We start from the raw sequence: 18,749 nt of genomic DNA on the forward strand, positions 1-18,749 counted from the left end.
AAGACACCAATCCCCTTGGCCGGACAGTGGCCTTGGCCGCCCAGCTGACCGCGTCCCCCGCCGCCCTGGTGCTAGAGCGGTACGGCGCCGGCTGGAAGCCCTTGGGCTGGAGCGGCCTGTCGGACGAAGAGGCCAAGGCGATGGCCCTGGCCCTGGAGCAGCACTGGGCGCAGTCGGGGCCGCCGACACCCGGAGCGGTGAAGGAGCTTGACGCTTTGGGGCCCGAGTGGCCCGCCCTGCCCGAGCGCACCGGCACGGTGCAGACCATGGGTCTGCCTGAGGCGCAAGCTGCACACCCAGCGGCCTTGGTCTGGATCGCCTCCCAACTCGCCAGCCCGTCCGCCACTGCCAACCCCCTGCTTCGCATCTTGGCCGATGTAATCGCCGAACAACGAGTCCTCCTGCACAGGGTCGCCCGTCTGCCGACGGCGTCAGCGCCGGGGCACCTCCTTCCAGGATCCTCTGTCGCCGAGTCCGAAAGCCGCCTGGCCCTTACCGAGCGCACTGCAGGCGTGGGCAGTTGGTCCATCGATGTGGCCACAAACCACATGCACTATTCGGTCGAGTGCGCCAACATCCTGGGCCTGCGCGAACTGGACACCGTTTGCGACCTGGACGTCATGGTTTCTCGCTACGCGCCCGAGTGGCGCAGCGGTATCCGTCAGCGGCTGGAGCGCTGCGCTGCGTTGGGCGAAGGCTTTGACGAAGAGATCCAGGCCGTGCTGCCCTCGCTGGGATTCAAATGGGTGCGCACCGTGGGCGAGGCGGTGCTCGATACAAGGGGCCAGGTCATGCGCATTCAGGGTGCGGTGCAGGACATCTCGGCCCAGAAGCAGGCGCAGGAAGAAACGCTGCGCCTGGCAATGCGCCTGACCACCACCCTCGCCAGCATCACCGAAGCCTTTGTGACACTGGACCGACAGTGCTGCTTCACCTACCTGAACCAGGAAAGCGAGCGGCTGCTGCAGAAATCCACCGCCGATCTGCTGGGCCAGGCGGTCTGGCAGGACTTTGCCGGACCACAGGCAGAGCGGTTGCGTGAGCAGTTCACGCGCGCCCTGACCATCAACCGACGGGTGGAGTTAGAAGAGTATTTTCCGCAGTTGGGCAAGTGGCTGGAGGTCCGGGCCTACCCGTTTGCAGAGGGCCTCGCGGTCTACTTTCGCGACGTGACCGAGCGGCGCCGATCGCAGGAGCAGCTCATGCTGCTGGAGACCAGCGTCGCACAGCTCAACGACATCGTGGTCATTGTCGAGACTGGTGCTGCCACCGAACATGAGGCACGCATCGTCTTCGCCAACAACGCCTTCGAAGAGCAAACCGGCTATACGCGCGATGAAGTCATGGGGCAGACGCCGAGGCTGTTGCTCGGGCTGGACCCGGCCATCGCCAAGCTTCGCGAAATGGCCTCGGCACTGCAGCAGACCCGCAAGGCGCGAACCGAGCTCCAGGTAACGCGAAAGAATCAGACCTCGTTCTGGGTCGAGCTGGAAGTTGTGACGGTGCAAGCAGACGCCCAGGCCGTGACACACTGGGTGGCGGTGGGCCGCGACATTACCCAGCGCAAGACCGCCGAAGACATGATCCGGCACCTCGCGCTCTACGACCCGCTGACCGACCTGCCCAACCGCCAGCTGCTGATGGAGCGGCTGCAAAAAGCGCTGTTCCAGAGCGCTCGATCAGGCCAGCACGGCGCACTGATGTTCATCGACCTGGACAACTTCAAGATCATCAACGACACACTGGGCCACCACGTGGGTGACCAATTGCTCAAGCTGGTGGCCATCCGCCTGAACCAGAGCGTGCGCAAGACCGACACCGTGGCGCGCCTGGGGGGTGACGAGTTCGTGGTGATGGTCGACGACCTGAGCACCGACGTCGAAGCGGCGGCCCGAAAGGCGCAGACCCTGGCCGACAAAGTGCTTTCCATGCTGCGCGAGCCGTTCCAGATTGCCGGTCACCAGCACTACGCCACGCCCAGCATCGGCGTGACCGCCTTCATCGGCCAGCGGGACGATGTGGGTGAGTTGCTCAAACAGGCCGATCTGGCCATGTACCAGGCCAAATCGCTGGGCCGCAACAACGTGTGCTTTTTCGATCCGGTGCTGCAGTCACGCATGGGTGCCAATGCCGCCATCAGTGCCGACCTGCGGGTGGCCTTGAGGGAAGAGCAGTTCGTCGTCTACTACCAGCCCCAAGTGGACCGCCAGGGCGTGATCACCGGCGTCGAGGCGCTGGTGCGCTGGCAGCATCCCACGCAGGGACTGGTCCTGCCAGGCGACTTCATACCCGTGGCTGAGGACTCCGGCATGATCCTGCAGCTGGGTCAGTGGGTGCTGGAGACCGCGTGCGCCCAGCTCGCGGCGTGGGCCGACTGGCCCCAGACCGCGGGCTTGAGCGTGGCGGTGAACGTGAGCGTGCACCAGTTCCGGCACCCTGATTTTGTCGACATGGTGATTGGTGCGATTCGTCACGCCGGCATATCACCGCAACGGCTCAAGCTCGAACTCACCGAAAGCCTGCTGGCCGATCGCATGGAAGTGACGATCGAGAAGATGGGCATGCTCAAGGCACTCGGCGTGACCCTGTCGCTGGACGACTTCGGGGTCGGCTATTCATCGCTGTCTGTGCTCAAACGCCTGCCCTTGGACCAACTCAAAATCGACAAAGGGTTCGTGGCCGATGTGCTCACCGATCCCAACGACGCAGCGATTTCGCGCGCCATCATTGCGCTGGCGCAGAGCCTGAGCCTGCAGGTGGTGGCCGAGGGCGTGGAAACCCTGGAGCAGCGAGACTTCCTGGCCTACCAGGGTTGTGACCAGTTCCAGGGCTACCTGTTTGCACCGCCGCTGCCGATCAAGACGCTGGATGCGCACCTTCGCAACCCTTCGTCAGGCATGATGGTGTTGGTCTAGGCCCGCCCCCGTCGCTTCGCTCCGCCCCTCAAGGGGCAACACCTGCGGCCCGGCAAAACCGGTTCCGCGGTATTCTGGGCTTCGGTCACGCGCGCCGGGCTGCGTTTCGCAAGGCGCTGGCCAGCATCAACCCAATGACGTGAACAGGGCGACGTTGCCGCCGGCCGCGGTGGTGTTGATGCTGACGGTCTGCTCGGAACAGAAACGTGTCAGATAGTGCGGGCCGCCGGCCTTAGGGCCGGTGCCGGACAAGCCCTCACCGCCAAACGGCTGCACGCCGACCACGGCGCCGATCATGTTGCGATTCACGTAGACGTTGCCCACGCGCGCCGCCGCGGCCAGCTGTCGGGCGCGGCTGTCGATGCGGGTCTGAATGCCCAGCGTGAGGCCATACCCGAGAGCGTTGATCTGCCGCATCACCGCCATCGGGTCGCCACCCCAGCGCACGACCTGCAGCACCGGGCCAAAGATCTCCTGCTTCACGCCCGCAATCGAAGCCACCTCGAACATCTGCGGCGGGATCAGGTTGGGCATGGCGCCGGATTGGACCGGTGGCAAAAGCCCCTTCGCCTCGCGGTATAGGCGCTTCACATGCTGTCCGATGCCTTCGAACGCCTCCGCATCGATCACCGGCCCCAGGTCGGTCGCGAAATCAACGGTTGGGCCCGCCTGGAGCTCGCGCGCCGCACCTTCGATCATCTCGATCACGCCATCGGCGATGCCTTCGTGCACACACAGCAGGCGCAAGGCCGAACAGCGCTGGCCCGCGCTGCGAAAGGCGCTCTGCATCACCGCGTCGGCCACCTGTTCGGGCAAGGCGGTGCTGTCGACCAGCATGGCGTTGATGCCGCCGGTTTCGGCAATCAGCGGCACGATGGCGCCGTCTTTGGCCGCCAGCGCGCGCTGGATGATCTTGGCCACCTGGGTCGAGCCGGTGAACACCACGCCGGCAATGCCTGGTTGGGCTACCAGGGTCGCGCCCACGGTTTCACCCGCACCGTGCAGCAACTGCAGCGCGTCGGCTGGCACACCGCATTTGTGCAGGAGTTGCACCGCCGCCCAAGCCACTCCCGGCGTCTGCTCGGCCGGCTTGGCCAACACGGTGTTGCCGGTGGCCAGCGCCGCGGCGACCTGGCCCATAAAAATCGCGAGCGGAAAGTTCCAAGGGCTGATGCAGACCCAGGCGCCGCGCCCTTCGAGCCTCAACGTGTTGGTCTCGCCAGTGGGTCCTGGCAGCTCGGTGGGGGTCTGGATGCGCTGCGCTTCGAGTGCGTAGTAGCGCAGAAAGTCGATCGCCTCGCGAACCTCGGACACCGCATCGCCCCAGGTCTTGTGCGCTTCCTTCACCAGCAGCGCACAGAAATTCGGTAATTGCGCCTGCAAGGCGTCGGCCGCCTGGTTCAGCATGGCGGCTCGCTTATCCACCGCCTGGTGGTTCCAGGCATCAAATGCCTTTTTCGACCTTGCGCAGGCCGCTTGTACCGCCTCAGCGCTGGCCTCAGGCACAGTCGGCACGCCCGCGATGGCCAGCGCAGCAATCAGCGGCGCGCGGTGTGCCACCACGGCCAGGTCCAGGCCGGTGCTGTTGGGCCGCGTGGCGCCTAACAGTTGAGCCGGCATCGGCAGGACCTGCCGCGGTTCCAGCCGCAGCGGCGATATCAGCAGCTCGTCCATGCCCACCGATTCGTCGGCCAGCTGGTTCACAAACGAAGAGTTCGCGCCGTTCTCCAGCAAACGCCGCACCAGATAGGCGAGCAGATCGCGGTGCGCGCCCACCGGGGCATACACGCGGCAGCTCACCGCCGGGTTCTTGAGCACTTCGCGGAAGATGCCTTCGCCCATGCCATGCAGACGCTGCAATTCAAACGGTGCGGCCGTCTTTCCCGCCATTTGCAGAATGGCGGCAATCGTGCCCGCGTTGTGCGTGGCGAATTGCGGAAAGATGGCGTCGGGCGCTGCGAGCAGCGCCTGAGCGCAGGCGAGGTAACTCACATCGGTGTGATGCTTGTGCGTGAACACCGGATAACCCTCCAGGCCCAGCTCCTGCGCGCGCTTGATCTCGGCATCCCAGTAGGCGCCCTTGACCAGACGGCACATGAAGCGCAACTGGTGGCGACGCGCCAGCTCGGCCACGTGCTCGATCAGCTCCACCGCGCGGGTCTGGTAAGACTGCAAAGCCAGCCCCAGGCCAGTCCATTTCGGGCAATGCTGGGCCACCAGCTGGGCGATTTCCTCGAACACGTCGAGCGAGAGCTCCAGCCGGTCCACTTCTTCGGCGTCGATCGTAAGGTTGAGGTTGGCCGCCGCGGCGGCCGCGCATAGGCTCCAGACCCGCGGCACCAGCTCCTCCATCACGCGACCGTATTGCAGGTCTTCGTACCGCGGGTGCAAGGCGCTGAGCTTGATGGAAATGCCGTCGTTCTGCATCGGTAAGCGCTCGGGATCGGCTGTGCGCGCGATGGCGGCGATGGCGTTCTGGTAGCTCGCCAGGTAGCGGCGCGCGTCGGCATCGGTGCGAGCGCCTTCGCCCAGCATGTCGAAGCTGAAGCTCAGCTGGTTCTGCCGCTTGCGCGCCGACGTCGCCTCTTTCATGCCCTCTTCAATCGTCTGGCCCAGCACAAACTGCCGGCCCAGCAACTGCACCGCGCGCAGCGTCGCCGCCACCACCGTGCGTGCGCCGAGCTTGGTCATCAGTCCCGACTGGCCGCTGGACTCCGGCAAAAACTTCTTGGACATGGCAATCGCCGAGGACGAAAGGCGCGCCAACGCCGAGTCGGCAGCGCCTTCAAAGTCGGCACGCCCCAGCTGGTCGGCGGTCAACGCGATGGCTGTTTCGGCGTCAGGCACGCGCAGAAGGGCTTCGGCCAGACGCATCAGGGCCAGGCCCTCGGCGCTGGAGATCGGGTACTCCTTGAGCAGGCTTTCCATGGCCCAGAACGGCGGCGGGTTTTCGCGAACCGCGCGCACCCAGGGCATGGCCAGCTGGGCCGCCGCCGCCCAGTCCAGCTTACCTTCCAGGGCGGCCAGTCGTTGCTGGACCATGCCCGGCTCCGGGCGGTAAGGATGGGGCAGGCGATCAGTCTGGCGCAGCAACATGGTGAACTCCGAGGCAGCAAAAATGCAGATGCGGCATGATGCGGTGCCAGATCCAGAATTTTTCGCTAAGTTTGGAGCATTGACCACATAATTCACTACCCATGACCCACTCCACCCATGAGATCGACCGGATCGACGTGCGCATTCTGCAGGCCTTGCAGCTGGATGGTCGGCTGTCCAACCTCAAGCTCGCCGACACCGTGGGCCTTTCGCCTACGGCGGTGTTGGCGCGCACCCAGCGGCTGCAGAGAGAGGGCTACATCTTGGGCTACGAAGCGCGGCTCAACCCGCTCAAGCTCGGGCGCGGCATGACTGTGTTCGTGGAGGTCTACCTGGACCGCACCACGACCAACATGTTCGAGGAGTTCAAGGCAGCGGTGCAGGTGCGCGACGAAATCCTGGAATGTCACATGGTGGCGGGCGGCTTTGACTACCTGCTCAAGACCCGCATGGCCGACATGGTTGCCTACCGGGAATTCGCTGGCAGCGTGCTGTGGCAGCTGCCCGGCGTGCGCGAGACCCGCACCTACGCCGTCATTGACGAAGTGAAGTGCAGCACGCGCTTGCCGCTGTGAGCGGCAAGGCCTGACACGCGGCGTCCCCGTGGCGAGGGATAGGCAACGCAGCGGCCCGCACGCACAATGTGGTGATGACCCATTGGGAGACGAAACCATGCGAATGACCTTGCCTTCTGCCTGTGTGGCGATGTTGCTGGTGGCCACCGGCGCTCAGGCGCAATCGGCCAAACCCGGACTCTGGGAAATACAGAGCAAGATGGGGGGCAACCCGCAGGTAGACCAGGCCATGGCGCAGATGCAGCAGCAAATGGCAGCCATGTCTCCCGCGCAGCGCAAGATGATGGAAGACATGATGGCGCGCCAGGGGGTGAGCATGGGCCCCGGCTCGGGGGGCGCCATGGTGGTGAAGGTCTGCATAACCCCCGAAATGGCTGCGCGCCAGGCCTTGCCCACTCAGACTGAGGGCGACTGCACCACCCAGGTGACGTCCCGCTCTGCCAACACCCTGAAGATGAGCTTTGTGTGCACCAACCCGCCGTCTACCGGCGAGGGCACCTACACCTTCCGAGGCGACACGGCGTATGACATGACCATGCTCGTCAAGTCGCAACAGGATGGCAAGCCGATGAGCACGACCATCGCAGGCTCGGGCCGCTGGCTCGGCACCGACTGTGGCCAGGTCAAGCCATTGCCGTTACCGTCGAAAAAGTAAGGCTTCAGCTGGGCGCCGGTGGACGGCTGCCGAAAATCGCCCGGCCCACTCGTACCAAGGTCGAGCCCGAAGCGATGGCCGCATCCAGGTCATCGCTCATGCCCATGGACAGGGTGTCCACCGCCAGGCCAGACCGATTGAGCGCATCGTATAAGTCCCGCGCCCGGTCGAAGGCCACGCGCTGTGCCGGCAGGCCTTCTGCCGGCTCGGGAATGCACATCAAGCCACGCAAACGCAGCCGGGGCAGTTGCGCCACCGCTGCGGCCAGCGCGGGCAATTCAGCGGGCGCCACACCCGATTTGTTGGCCCCACCGTCTACATTGACCTGCAGACACACCTGCAACGGACCCAGGCTCTCAGGCCGCTGCTCGCTCAGCCGCTGAGCAATCTTGAGCCGGTCCACCGATTGCACCCAGTCGAAATGCTCGGCCACCAGCCGGGTCTTGTTGCTCTGCAGAGGGCCAATGCAATGCCAGCTCAAAGCCGCATCCGGTGCGAGCTCGCGCAACGCCAGGATCTTCTCCACGGCCTCCTGCACGTAGTTCTCGCCGAACACACGCTGTCCCGCGGACACAGCGGCCCAAACCGACTCAGGGCCAAAGGTTTTGGAAACGGCCAGCAGCGTGACCTGCGTCACATCGCGGCCAGCGAGCTTACAGGCGTGGTCAATCCGCTGGTGAACGGTTTGGAGATTGGCTTCAATGGTCGTCATAATCGGTCGTCATACCAACAACAGCCCACGGGACCCGGGATGGACATCACCCAATTGCTGGCCTTCAGCGCCAAAAACAAGGCCTCGGATCTGCACCTCTCCGCGGGGCTTCCACCGATGATACGGGTGCATGGCGACGTGAGGCGCATCAACGTCGAACCGTTGGACCACAAGCAGGTCCACGGCATGGTGTACGACATCATGAACGACAGCCAACGCAAGCAATACGAAGAGTTCCTCGAATGCGACTTCTCATTCGAGATCGAAGGCCTGTCGCGCTTTCGCGTCAACGCGTTCAACCACAACCGCGGCGCCGGCGCGGTGTTCCGCACCATTCCCAGCAAGATCCTCACGCTGGAGCAGCTCAACGCACCCAAGATCTTCGGTGACCTCGCGCTGCGTCCGCGCGGCCTGGTGCTGGTGACTGGCCCGACCGGTTCGGGCAAGTCGACCACGCTGGCCGGCATGGTCAACCACCTCAACGAAACCGAATACGGACACATCCTCACCGTGGAAGACCCGGTGGAGTTCGTGCACGAGTCCAAGAAATGCCTAGTCAACCAGCGCGAGGTAGGTCCGCACACGCTGAGTTTTGCCAACGCCCTGCGCTCGGCGTTGCGCGAAGACCCAGACGCGATTCTGGTCGGCGAGATGCGCGATCTGGAAACCATCCGCCTGGCAATGACGGCGGCCGAAACCGGTCACCTTGTGTTCGGCACGTTGCACACATCCAGCGCCGCCAAGACCATAGACCGGATCATTGACGTCTTTCCGGCCGAAGAAAAAGACATGGTTCGCGCCATGTTGTCGGAATCGCTGGTGGCCGTCATTTCGCAGACGCTGTGCAAGAACAAGGACGGCAGCGGTCGCGTGGCGGCGCACGAGATCATGCTCGGCACCAGCGCGATCCGAAACCTGATCCGCGAGGCCAAGGTGGCGCAGATGTATTCCGCCATCCAGACCGGCAACAGCGTGGGCATGCAGACGCTGGACCAGAACCTGAGTGAGCTGGTCAAGCGCAATGTGATCAGCCCGGCCGAGGCGCGCAGCAAGGCCAAGATCCCTGAGAACTTCCCGGGCTAGATGTGCCCAGCCCCGCGCCAGGTCTGCCTCGCGGCCTGTCACCCCCCAGGGGGCAACACCTGCAACCCGGCAAGGCCGGCTGCGTTGTTCTGAGCTGGGAAGCTGCTGGGTGATTCGACTGATTTGAGAAAGTGAGATTTCATGGAACGCGACCAGGCATCCAAGTTCATCAACGATCTGCTCAAGCTGATGATCAGCCGCTCGGGCAGTGACCTGTTCCTGACCGCCGATTTCCCGCCCGCCATCAAGGTCGACGGCAAGGTGACCAAGGTATCGCCGCAGCCCCTCAACGGCATCCACACTTTGTCGCTCGCGCGCTCCATCATGAGCGACAAGCAGGCCGCCGAGTTTGAGCGCACCAAAGAGTGCAACTTCGCGATCTCGCCGCCCAACATCGGCCGCTTCCGCGTCAGCGCTTTCATCCAGCAAGGCAAGGTCGGCATGGTGCTACGGACCATCCCCGCCGTCTTGCCCACGATTGACAAGCTGGGGCTGCCCCAGGTGCTCAAGGACGTGGTGCTGTCCAAGCGAGGCCTATGCATCCTGGTCGGCGCCACCGGCTCGGGCAAGTCCACCTCGCTGGCGGCCATGGTCGACTGGCGCAATGAGCACACCTTTGGCCACATCATCACCATCGAAGACCCGGTGGAGTTTGTGCACCCGCACAAGAATTGCGTGATCACGCAGCGCGAAGTGGGCCTGGATACCGACAGCTGGGCGGCCGCCCTGAAAAATACGCTGCGGCAGGCGCCCGACGTGATCCTGATGGGCGAGATCCGAGACCGCGAAACCATGGAGCACGCTATCCAGTTCTCCGAAACTGGCCACCTCTGTCTGGCCACGCTGCACGCCAACAGCGCCAACCAGGCGCTGGACCGCATCATCAACTTCTTCCCAGAGGAACGTAGGGCCCAGCTGCTGATGGACCTTTCGCTCAACCTGCGCGCGCTCGTCTCGCAGCGCTTGATCCCCAAACAGGACAACAAAGGGCGCTTCGCGGCGGTGGAGATCATGCTCAACTCGCCGCTGATTTCCGACCTGATCTTCAAGGGCGACGTCGCCGAGATCAAGGAGATCATGAAGAAGAGCACCAACATCGGCATGCAGACCTTCGACCAGGCACTTTTCAATGCCTTCGAAGAGCACATCATTTCGATTGAGGATGCCCTGCGCAATGCCGACTCGCTCAATGACCTGCGCCTGCAGATCAAGCTCAACAGCCAGCGCGCCAAGACGCAGGATCTGGCCGCGGGCACCGAGCACCTCACGATCGTTTGACCCACACCCGCCGCGCTGCGCGCGCGCCCCTCGAGGGGCAATGCCTTTGGTCCAGCGAAGCCGGTTCCCCGGCATTCTGGGCTTCAGGCACGCTCGCGGCGCTGCCCACTTTGCCTCCATGCAGCGCAATTTGTTCAAAGGCATTCATGCTTGTCGGCGTTCTGGTGGAAAATCCGTTGCATGAACACCATCGCTGAACGAAGCTACGAGCCCATCAAATCCCAACGTGTCGCCTTCATCGGGCTGGGCGTGATGGGCGCCCCCATGGCGGGACACCTGGCGCGCGCCGGGCATGCCGTCACGGTCTACAACCGCAATGCAGCCAAGGCGCAAGCCTGGATAGATGAGTTTGGCGGTGCCGCCCAACCCACACCCCGACAAGCAGCCAAGGGCGCAGACGTGGTCTTCGTCTGCGTCGGCAACGACGATGACCTGCGTGCGGTGACGCTGGGCGCAGACGGCGCGTTTGCGGGCATGGCGCCTGGGGCGGTGCTGATCGATCACACCACCGCGTCGGCTGATGTCGCGCGCGAGCTTGCCGAGGCGGCCAAAGCGCTGGGCCTGCGTTTCGTCGACGCCCCTGTGTCAGGCGGTCAGGCGGGCGCGCAAAACGGTTCACTAACGGTGATGTGTGGCGGTGAGCTGACGGCATTCGAGGCCGTGCGGCCCGTGGCACTGGCGTTTTCGCGCGCCTTCACGCTCATGGGCCCCAGCGGCGCGGGCCAATTGACCAAGATGGTCAACCAGATCTGCATCGCCGGCCTTATCCAGGGTTTGTCGGAAGCGGTCGCATTTGGTCAGAAGGCGGGGCTGGACGTGAACCAGGTGCTGGACGTAATCGGCAAGGGTGCGGCGCAAAGCTGGCAGCTCGACAACCGCGGCAAGACCATGGTGGCCGACCAGTTCAACTTCGGCTTTGCCGTGGACTGGATGCGCAAGGACCTGGGGCTGGTGCTGGACGAGGCCAAGCGCAACGGTGCCCGCCTACCAGTGACCGCGCTGGTCGATCAGTTCTACGCCGACGTGCAGGCCATGGGCGGCAACCGCCTCGACACCTCCAGCCTGATCAAGCGCCTGCGCTGAGGCGCCGACCACCCATCATTGCGTGGGCGCCGCTGGCGCCTGTGGGCTTGTCACGGGGGCAGCAGGCGCCGCAGCCGGCGCGGCCGTCCCAGGCTGCGGCTGCAAGCGCGCCAATTCCTCTTCTGAAATGATCTCCAGCACCCGTACCACGCGCTGAACGCCCGAGGTGTTGCGGGAAATTTCGGTCGCGCGGTCGGCTTCCCGCTGGGTCACGCGGCCCATCAGGTACACGGTACCGCGGTTGGTGATCACCTTGAAGGCTGTGCCAGTGACATCGTTGGCGTCCAGCATGGAAGCCTTGACCCGGCCTGTGATGATCGTGTCGGCCGAGCGCTGGGTCAGTGAGGGCGAGCCCAGCACTGCGAGCTCATTCACGATGCTGCGCACGTTCTCCACGCCCGCCACGGTCTGCTCCACCAGCGCCTTGTCGCGCTCGTTGCCCACTTCGCCGGTCAGCAGCACCTGGCGGTTATAGCTGGTGACCGAAACGTTGACCCGGTCGCCAACGGTATCTCGCAAGCGATTGGCCGCGCGCAACTCAATACCCTGGTCTTCCAGCTGAATGCCAGAAGTGCGGCGATCGACCGCTACCATCGCGCCGGTCAGGGCACCGCCGATGACCAGGGGCGCGCAGGCGGTGAGCGCCCCGCCGAGCACGGCAGCACCCAGGGAGAGGGCGGCCCAGCGTGACCACGCGGGAGCAAAAGGTTTCGTCATGTAATGTTCTCCTGTTCGTTTTCCAAGGCGTCGGGCAAACCCAGCAACTGAGCGTCGACACCGTCACAAATGCAGTGCAACACCAGATGGTGCACTTCCAGAATCCGGGCGGCTTGGTCGTGCGGCACACACACGTGCACGTCGGTGTCGCGCAATCGCTGCGCCAACTGGCCGCCTTTGGCGCCGGTCATTGCCAGCACCACCATGTCGCGATCATGGGCCGCTTCCACCGCCGCGACCACGTTGGCGGAGTTGCCGGTGGTCGACAACACCAGCAACACATCACCGGCCTGACCGAGGGCCCGCACCTGGCGGGAAAAAACGGCGCGAGTTTCGAAGTCGGTGGCAATGCCGGTGATGACTGAGGCGTCAGCACAGAGCGAAATCGCCGCCAGCTCGGGGCGCTCGCGTTCGTAGCGTCCCATGAAGCTCGCCGCAAAGTGTTGTGCTCCAGCGGCCGACGCCCCATTGCCGCAGGCCAACACCTTGCCACCCCCGGTCACGCTGGCCAGTACCGCGGTCACCGCGGCCTCTACCGTCGGGGCCAGCGCTTGCGCGCACTGGTACTTCAGGTCGGCGCTGTCGATGAATTGCTGCTGAATACGTTGCACAAGCATGGCGTGATCATAGTCCTGGGCCAGGTGTAAAAAAGTTGCTGGCGCGTCGAAACCTACGCGCAGCCATTCAATGGGCAGGCCCCCCGTGTGGTTGAGCGGCTCTGCAGCGCCACCCTGGATCAACCCCACATCAAAACGGCATGGTTGCTCTGATCCCAGCCGTTGCAAAAAGTGCCGCGCCGCAAGCAGGATGCGGCGCTGCTTGATTGCGGTGACGCTACCGGCGGCACCGACTTGCGCCGAGCCTGCGCGCTGGCGAAGCTCGACAAACACCAGCGTGCCGTCGGCCTCGCGCATAATTGAATGGATTTCGCCACCGGCACACCCAGGCGTGCTGAAGTTGCACTCCAGCAGGCGCAGCCCTTGTCGCTACAGAAACGCAAGTGCCGCGTCCTCGGCGGCATCGCCGCGCTGCTTGGTGCTCTTGGCAGAGCGGGCGGGCGCTGCTGGCGGCGGGCGAAAAAACCCACCTTTCTGGCCGGATCCCATTGTCTGCAAGCTCCCCCTCCCTGTTGACCGCCGCGCAAGACGCCGCAGGGCACCAGCATTATCCGCAGGGTGCGCTCTACATGGTCGCCACGCCAATCGGCAATCTGGCCGACGTCACCCTGCGGGCGCTGCAGGTGCTGTCGCTGGCAGACACCGTGGCCTGCGAAGACACCCGACATACCGCTGGCCTGCTACAAGGCTACGGCCTGCACAAACCGCTGCTCGCGCTGCACGAGCACAACGAAGCCGAGGCAGCGCAAACCGTGGTGCAGCGCCTGCGGGCCGGGCAGCGGGTGGCGTATGTGAGCGATGCCGGCACACCAGGCGTGAGCGACCCTGGGGCTCGGCTGGTCTCGGCGGTCCAGGCGTTGGGCTTGCGTTGCCTGCCCATTCCCGGGGCAAGCAGCCTGACTGCACTGCTCAGCGTGGCCGGCTTGGGCGGCGCTTCGGGGCGCTTTGTATTCGCCGGCTTTCTGTCGCCCAAGACCACAGAACGCCAGCGTGAAGTGCAGGCCATGGCCGATGACGCGAGGGCTTGCCTGTTGTTGGAAGCGCCGCACCGCATGGAGGCCTTGGCGCAGGCCCTAGCCTCACTGGGCGGGCGGCGTATCACGGTGGGTCGGGAGCTCACCAAGCAGTATGAAGAAGTGGCCGAGCTGCCGGCAGACGGGCTCGGCGCCTGGCTGAAGGCTGGCAGCCACCGCCTGCGTGGCGAGTTTGTGCTGCTGCTGCATCCCCAGGCAGTGGCCGCTGGCGACGACACGCTTTCCGCGAGCGTGCTGCGCACACTATCCTTGTTGCTGGCGGAGCTCCCGCTCAAGCGCGCGGTGCGCCTGTGCGCGGACATCACCGGCGAAGCCCGCAACGCGCTTTACGACGCCGCACTGGCGCTGCGCCACGAACAGGACGCGGGCAGCGAACCTCCAGCTGAGGACTGCTAGGTCGGGCGACTCAATGGCGCGGACGGCTAGGGGTCGCGGTGACGTCGACCACATCGTCGACTGCGCCGTCCGGACGGTCCTTGAGCTCGGTGGCCTGCACATCCACCACCTCACCCGGCGGTTCACCGCGCGCGGTGCCTGGCCACACGCCCTGCGTGTAGCGCTGAGATTGCTCGCGCATGCGGGTGAACATCACCACCGGCGCGGGCTTGCGGCCGGTAATCAGCGACCACAGCGACACCAGCACCACCACCACCAATGCGGCCAGCAGAAAGCTGACCACGAACACGGTGGCCGCGAGCACAAGCACCAGCTTGATCGCGCCGGCGATCAGGCGGCCCAGGAGGTCGGTCAAGGTCTGCATGGTTGAGAGAGCGCCCGTCAAGGCGGGGAGTTCCAGGAAAGCGGAATCACAGGTTATTTAGCCCATCGGCCCAGCCCTTTCGGGCCAAGCGCGACACAATGACAGGTCGCTCAGCGACGATGCCCTATGGGGCATTTGAGGCCATTGTGCACATTTGCAATCCCGGCAGGAGAGACCCATGATGCATCCCAACCCTCGAACCCGTACGCAGCTGGTCGCGTGGCTGCTCACCAGCCTGCTCCTCAGCGCTCCGCTGAGCGCGCACGCGCTGGACTTGGCCGATGTGGCGCTTGAGGGTGAGTTGCGTTTCCTGGCGGTGCGCCCTGACCCCGGCGCCTACTGGTACGAGTCACGCGTGCAGATCAGCGAAGCCAGCCTGCAGACCGGCGTGGTGCAGCTCAGCACATGCCACCGCGCGCTCGATCCGAACCAGAAAATCGTGATCGCCTTCAACCCCGAGCGGGTGCGCGACATCACCGTGGTCTCGACCGAAGGTGTGGGCCGTTCCGAGGTGCAAGGCCACCTGGTGGAGCTGGCCAACGTGAGACGTGGCGGCAGCGTCTGCATCAACCTGAGCTCGCGCGCCCTGGACCGCGTGGACGAAGGCACCTGGCGGCTGCACGCCGGCCCGCTCATGCGCCGCTACCTCGACGGCTACCTGCCGATGCAGGCCCACCTGGCCTTCCGCTGGCCTGAGGGCCTTCTGGAGCTCAAGACCACCCTACCGGGCAATCAGCCCGGGGTACGCATTGCCTCCAGCGCTACCGGTGCCGACCTCGACCTGGTATTTGCTGGGCGCATGCGCGCCACAGTGGATCTGAAGCGCGGGCCTCCTTAGGCTCGGCACCCAGGGACAGATCTCTTGCGCGGCGTCATGGCAACCTCGCGGTCGGCTGCTATGCTGAAAAGATGCCGCCTTGGCATGTTGCTGCACCGCCATGAAACGCCTGTCCCAATACTTCTTCCGCGGCCTGATCACCTTTCTGCCGCTGGCCCTCACGGTCTACGTGCTGTTCCTCTTTGTCGCCTGGGTCGAGCGCACCGCGATGGGCATGATCCGGCCCATCCTAGGCGACTTCTACCTGCCCGGCCTGGGCATCGCCCTGGGCGCCGCGCTGATCCTGGCCCTGGGCATCCTGATCTCGCTGCCCATCACCGCGCGGCTTCTTTCCTGGGTGGAGCTGCCATTCACCAACCTGCCGGTGGTCAAAAGCATCTACTCCTCGCTCAAGAACTTCGCCGACTACTTCTCGCCGCACGAAAAAGACGCGCAGCAGGTGGTTCTGCTCAGCATGCCCGGGCACGAGCTAGCCATCGTGGGTCTGGTCACGCGCCAGTCGCTGCGGGGCCTGCCCAAGGGCCTGGGTGACCTGGATGACCGCGTCGCCGTTTACCTGCCCATGGGCTACATGATCGGCGGCTACACCGTATTTGTCCCGCGCAGCTGGACCTCGCCGATCAACATGTCGGTGGAAGAAGCCATGCGCTCGGCCCTGATCGCCTTCATGGCGTCCAGCAAAGTGGAATCCCGATCATGAGCATTCGCAACCTTGACGCCCTGTTTGCCCCTGAATCGGTAGCGGTGTTCGGTGCATCGCTGCGGCCAGCGAGCGTGGGTGGCACTGTCTGGCGCAACCTGAACGGCGTGTTTGGCGGCCGGCTATATGCGGTCAACCCCAAACATCCCGAGCTGGGCGGCGTGAAGGCCTATGCCGACGTGGCCACGCTGCCCGAGGCGCCCGATCTTGCCGTGATCTGCACGCCCGCGCCCACCGTGGCACCGCTGATCGCCGATCTCGGCGCGCGGGGCACGCGCGCGGCCATCGTCGTCACCGCCGGGCTGGACAAGGCGCAGAAGCAGGCCATGCTCGACGCCGCGCGGGTCAACACCCTGCGCATCCTGGGGCCCAACTGCATCGGCATGCTGGCGCCACATCTCGGACTCAACGCCAGCTTCTCCCACATCGGCGCCATCCCGGGCGAGCTGGCCTTCGTGTCGCAATCGGGCGCGCTGGTCACTGCCATGCTCGACTGGGCCGGCTCGCGCGGCATCGGCTTTTCGCATTTCGTCTCGCTCGGCGAACACGCCGACATCGACTTTGGTGACATGCTCGATTTCCTCGGCAGCGACGCCAAGACGCGCGCTATCCTGCTCTACATCGAAAGCGTGGAAGAAAGCCCGAAGTTCATGTCGGCCGCGCGCGCGGCGGCGCGCAACAAGCCGGTAATCGTAGTCAAGGCCGGGCGCTCGGCGGCTGGGCAGGCCGCTGCGGCGTCGCACACCGGCGCATTGGCTGGGTCTGATGCGGTGTTCGATGCCGCCATCGCTCGCGCCGGCATGCTGCGCGTGAACTCGCTGCAAGACCTGTTCCTCGCGGCCGAGACCCTGGCGCGCTTTCGCGATGGTCCATCGGGCGGCCTGATCGTGCTCACCAACGGCGGTGGCGCCGGCGTGATGGCGGCAGACGCCGCTGCCGCCGAGAATGTTCCACTGACGCCGCTCAGCGACGAGATACTGGCGCGCCTCAATGCGGTGCTGCCGCCCAACTGGTCCCACGCCAACCCGGTCGACATCATTGGCGACGCACCCGGCCAGCGCTATGTGGATGCGCTGCAAGCGCTGTCGGCTGAGCAGAGCAGTGCGGTGCTCTTCATCCAGGCGCCCACCGCCATCGTGCCCAGCACCGAGATCGCGCAAACCCTGCTGCCCCAGGCGACGAAAGCGCCGCGGCGAGTGCTGGGCTGCTGGCTGGGCGACGGCGCGGTCAAGGAAGCGCGCCAGATCTTCCGCAATGCCGGCGTGCCCGATTTCGACACGCCGGAAGATGCGGTGCGCGCGTTCTCCTTCCTGCGCACCTACCGCCAGCACCAGGAAGAGCTGCTGCAGACGCCACCGGCGCGCAGCGCGACGCGCGCCATGGACCTGCCGCGCATCCGCGCCATCGTCGACGGTGTATTGGCCAGCGGGCGTGATCTGCTGACCGAGCCCGAGGCCAAAGATCTGCTGGACGCCGCCGGCCTGCCGGTGGTGGCCACCCGCGTAGTCGATCCCGACCCTGCGGCAGCCCAGGCAGCGGCCGCCGAGCTGGGCTACCCGGTGGCGCTCAAGATCCTGTCGCACACCATCAGCCACAAGTCCGATGTGGGCGGGGTTCGGCTGAACATTGCCAGCGGCGCCGAGCTCGGCGAAGCTTGCACCGCCATGCTGGCGCGGGTGCGCGAGCTGCGGCCCGACGCCGATGTGCAAGGCTTCACCGTGCAGCGCATGGTCAAGCTCAAGCATGCCCACGAACTCATCATCGGCGCCAGCGTGGACCGGGTGTTCGGACCGGTGATCCTGTTTGGCCAGGGCGGCACCGCGGTCGAGGTGCTGGCCGACCGCGCGCTCGCCCTGCCGCCGCTCAACTTGCCACTGGCGCTGGCGCAGATCGGGCGCACCCGGGTCGCCAAACTGCTGCACGGCTACCGCGACGAACCCGCGGCCGACCTCGACGCCATCGCGCAGGTGCTGGTGAGCGTGTCGCAGCTGCTGGTCGACCTGCCCGAGCTGGCCGAGCTCGACATCAACCCGCTGCTGGTCAACCACGAGGGCGCGGTGGCGCTCGATGCGCGGGTGCGTGTCTCGGCCCAGAGGCCGGCTGGCGCTGCCCACTTTGCCATCCAGCCCTACCCTCAGTCGCTGGTGGAGAGCTGGGCCTGGCAGGGCGAGGCGATCACGCTGCGCCCGATCCGCCCGGAAGACGAGGCCCAGCATCGCCGTTTTCTGGAGCAGCTCGATCCCGAAGACATCCGCTTGCGCGTGTTCTACAGCCGGCGCAGCATCGAACACAGCGAGCTCGCGCGCCTGACGCAGATCGACTACGCGCGCGAAATGGCTTTCATTGCCACCCGGCCCCTGCCAGACGACGGTGAAGAAACCCTGGGTACCGTGCGCGCGGCGGTCGACCCGGACAACCACACCGCCGAGTTTGGCGTCATCGTGCGCTCCGACCTCAAAGGCAGCGGCCTGGGCCACCGGCTGATGAGCAAGATGATCGAACACTTGCGCGCGCGCGGCACCCAGTGCCTGGTGGGAACCGTGTTGCGAGAAAACCAGGGCATGCTGGAACTCGCGCAGAGCCTGGGCTTCCAAGAGAGCGCCAACCCCGGCGATCCGGACGACCGCGGCACACGCTTCGTCCGGCTCGACCTCCAACGCGACGCCTGACTCCAGGCGCGTCGCCC

15 protein-coding genes and 1 pseudogene are annotated in these 18,749 nt (G+C 65.2%); 10 read left to right on the forward strand and 6 right to left on the reverse strand.

Features of this window, described 5'->3' with window-relative positions; genetic code table 11:
* Positions 1-32: 32 nt before the first annotated feature.
* A complete protein-coding gene (locus tag GPT34_RS04210) occupies positions 33-2,915 on the forward strand; it encodes a bifunctional diguanylate cyclase/phosphodiesterase (protein WP_291009997.1) in 2,883 nt (960 codons plus the stop codon).
* Between the two features lie 126 nt (positions 2,916-3,041).
* On the opposite strand, the gene GPT34_RS04215 is transcribed toward GPT34_RS04210, so the two are convergent.
* On the reverse strand, positions 3,042-6,011 hold the full coding sequence (locus GPT34_RS04215; RefSeq protein WP_291009999.1) for an L-glutamate gamma-semialdehyde dehydrogenase: 2,970 nt from the start codon (positions 6,009-6,011) through the stop codon (positions 3,042-3,044).
* A gap of 101 nt (positions 6,012-6,112) precedes the next feature.
* On the opposite strand from GPT34_RS04215, the gene GPT34_RS04220 reads away from it, so the two are divergent.
* Together GPT34_RS04220 and GPT34_RS04225 are read left to right on the forward strand one after the other, a co-directional pair.
* Entirely contained in the window at positions 6,113-6,586 is a 474-nt protein-coding gene (locus GPT34_RS04220; protein ID WP_291010000.1) for an Lrp/AsnC ligand binding domain-containing protein, read from the forward strand.
* 103 nt (positions 6,587-6,689) lie between these two features.
* Positions 6,690-7,241: a DUF3617 domain-containing protein gene (locus tag GPT34_RS04225; RefSeq protein ID WP_291010002.1), complete on the forward strand. Its 552-nt coding sequence runs from the start codon at positions 6,690-6,692 to the stop codon at positions 7,239-7,241.
* A 4-nt stretch (positions 7,242-7,245) separates the two neighbouring features.
* Here the strand turns inward: GPT34_RS04225 and GPT34_RS04230 are convergent, their stop codons facing one another.
* Complete coding sequence (locus tag GPT34_RS04230) at positions 7,246-7,953, reverse strand: YggS family pyridoxal phosphate-dependent enzyme (RefSeq protein ID WP_291010004.1); 708 nt, start codon at positions 7,951-7,953, stop codon at positions 7,246-7,248.
* 39 nt (positions 7,954-7,992) lie between these two features.
* On the opposite strand from GPT34_RS04230, the gene GPT34_RS04235 reads away from it, so the two are divergent.
* The 3 genes from GPT34_RS04235 to GPT34_RS04245 all read left to right on the forward strand — a co-directional run bounded on the left by GPT34_RS04235 (position 7,993) and on the right by GPT34_RS04245 (position 11,397).
* Complete coding sequence (locus GPT34_RS04235; protein WP_291010006.1) at positions 7,993-9,036, forward strand: type IV pilus twitching motility protein PilT; 1,044 nt, start codon at positions 7,993-7,995, stop codon at positions 9,034-9,036.
* A 141-nt stretch (positions 9,037-9,177) separates the two neighbouring features.
* Complete coding sequence (locus tag GPT34_RS04240; RefSeq protein ID WP_291010008.1) at positions 9,178-10,314, forward strand: PilT/PilU family type 4a pilus ATPase; 1,137 nt, start codon at positions 9,178-9,180, stop codon at positions 10,312-10,314.
* A gap of 180 nt (positions 10,315-10,494) precedes the next feature.
* Positions 10,495-11,397: an NAD(P)-dependent oxidoreductase gene (locus GPT34_RS04245; RefSeq protein WP_291010010.1), complete on the forward strand. Its 903-nt coding sequence runs from the start codon at positions 10,495-10,497 to the stop codon at positions 11,395-11,397.
* Positions 11,398-11,412: 15 nt separating this feature from the next.
* Here GPT34_RS04245 and GPT34_RS04250 read toward each other — a convergent pair whose 3' ends face one another.
* The 3 genes and pseudogenes from GPT34_RS04250 to GPT34_RS04260 all read right to left on the reverse strand — a co-directional run.
* Positions 11,413-12,114: a BON domain-containing protein gene (locus GPT34_RS04250; protein ID WP_291010011.1), complete on the reverse strand. Its 702-nt coding sequence runs from the start codon at positions 12,112-12,114 to the stop codon at positions 11,413-11,415.
* The gene (locus GPT34_RS04255; protein WP_291010097.1) at positions 12,111-12,731 is read right to left on the reverse strand and encodes an SIS domain-containing protein; all 621 of its coding nucleotides are present in this window, start codon (positions 12,729-12,731) and stop codon (positions 12,111-12,113) included. Before GPT34_RS04255 ends, GPT34_RS04250 begins: the two co-directional genes overlap by 4 nt.
* A 138-nt stretch (positions 12,732-12,869) precedes the next feature.
* Positions 12,870-13,091: pseudogene (locus GPT34_RS04260) on the reverse strand (YraN family protein); the annotation flags it as partial.
* 128 nt (positions 13,092-13,219) lie between these two features.
* Here GPT34_RS04260 and rsmI point away from each other — a divergent pair.
* A complete protein-coding gene (gene rsmI, locus GPT34_RS04265) occupies positions 13,220-14,161 on the forward strand; it encodes a 16S rRNA (cytidine(1402)-2'-O)-methyltransferase (protein ID WP_291010012.1) in 942 nt (313 codons plus the stop codon).
* Positions 14,162-14,171: 10 nt separating this feature from the next.
* On the opposite strand, the gene GPT34_RS04270 is transcribed toward rsmI, so the two are convergent.
* Positions 14,172-14,516 carry a hypothetical protein gene (locus GPT34_RS04270; protein ID WP_291010013.1) on the reverse strand — a complete coding sequence of 115 codons (345 nt, stop codon included), beginning with the start codon at positions 14,514-14,516 and terminating at the stop codon, positions 14,172-14,174.
* Positions 14,517-14,703: 187 nt separating this feature from the next.
* On the opposite strand from GPT34_RS04270, the gene GPT34_RS04275 reads away from it, so the two are divergent.
* The 3 genes from GPT34_RS04275 (at position 14,704) to GPT34_RS04285 (ending at position 18,732) form a co-directional block, all read left to right on the forward strand.
* On the forward strand, positions 14,704-15,363 hold the full coding sequence (locus GPT34_RS04275; RefSeq protein ID WP_291010014.1) for a hypothetical protein: 660 nt from the start codon (positions 14,704-14,706) through the stop codon (positions 15,361-15,363).
* A gap of 100 nt (positions 15,364-15,463) precedes the next feature.
* The gene (locus GPT34_RS04280) at positions 15,464-16,063 is read left to right on the forward strand and encodes a DUF502 domain-containing protein (RefSeq protein WP_291010015.1); all 600 of its coding nucleotides are present in this window, start codon (positions 15,464-15,466) and stop codon (positions 16,061-16,063) included.
* Positions 16,060-18,732 carry a bifunctional acetate--CoA ligase family protein/GNAT family N-acetyltransferase gene (locus tag GPT34_RS04285; protein ID WP_291010016.1) on the forward strand — a complete coding sequence of 891 codons (2,673 nt, stop codon included), beginning with the start codon at positions 16,060-16,062 and terminating at the stop codon, positions 18,730-18,732. The genes GPT34_RS04280 and GPT34_RS04285 overlap by 4 nt, the downstream gene beginning before the upstream one ends.
* Positions 18,733-18,749 lie beyond the last annotated feature (17 nt).

The organism is Hydrogenophaga sp. (assembly GCF_011390835.1).
Classification (GTDB): domain Bacteria; phylum Pseudomonadota; class Gammaproteobacteria; order Burkholderiales; family Burkholderiaceae_C; genus Hydrogenophaga.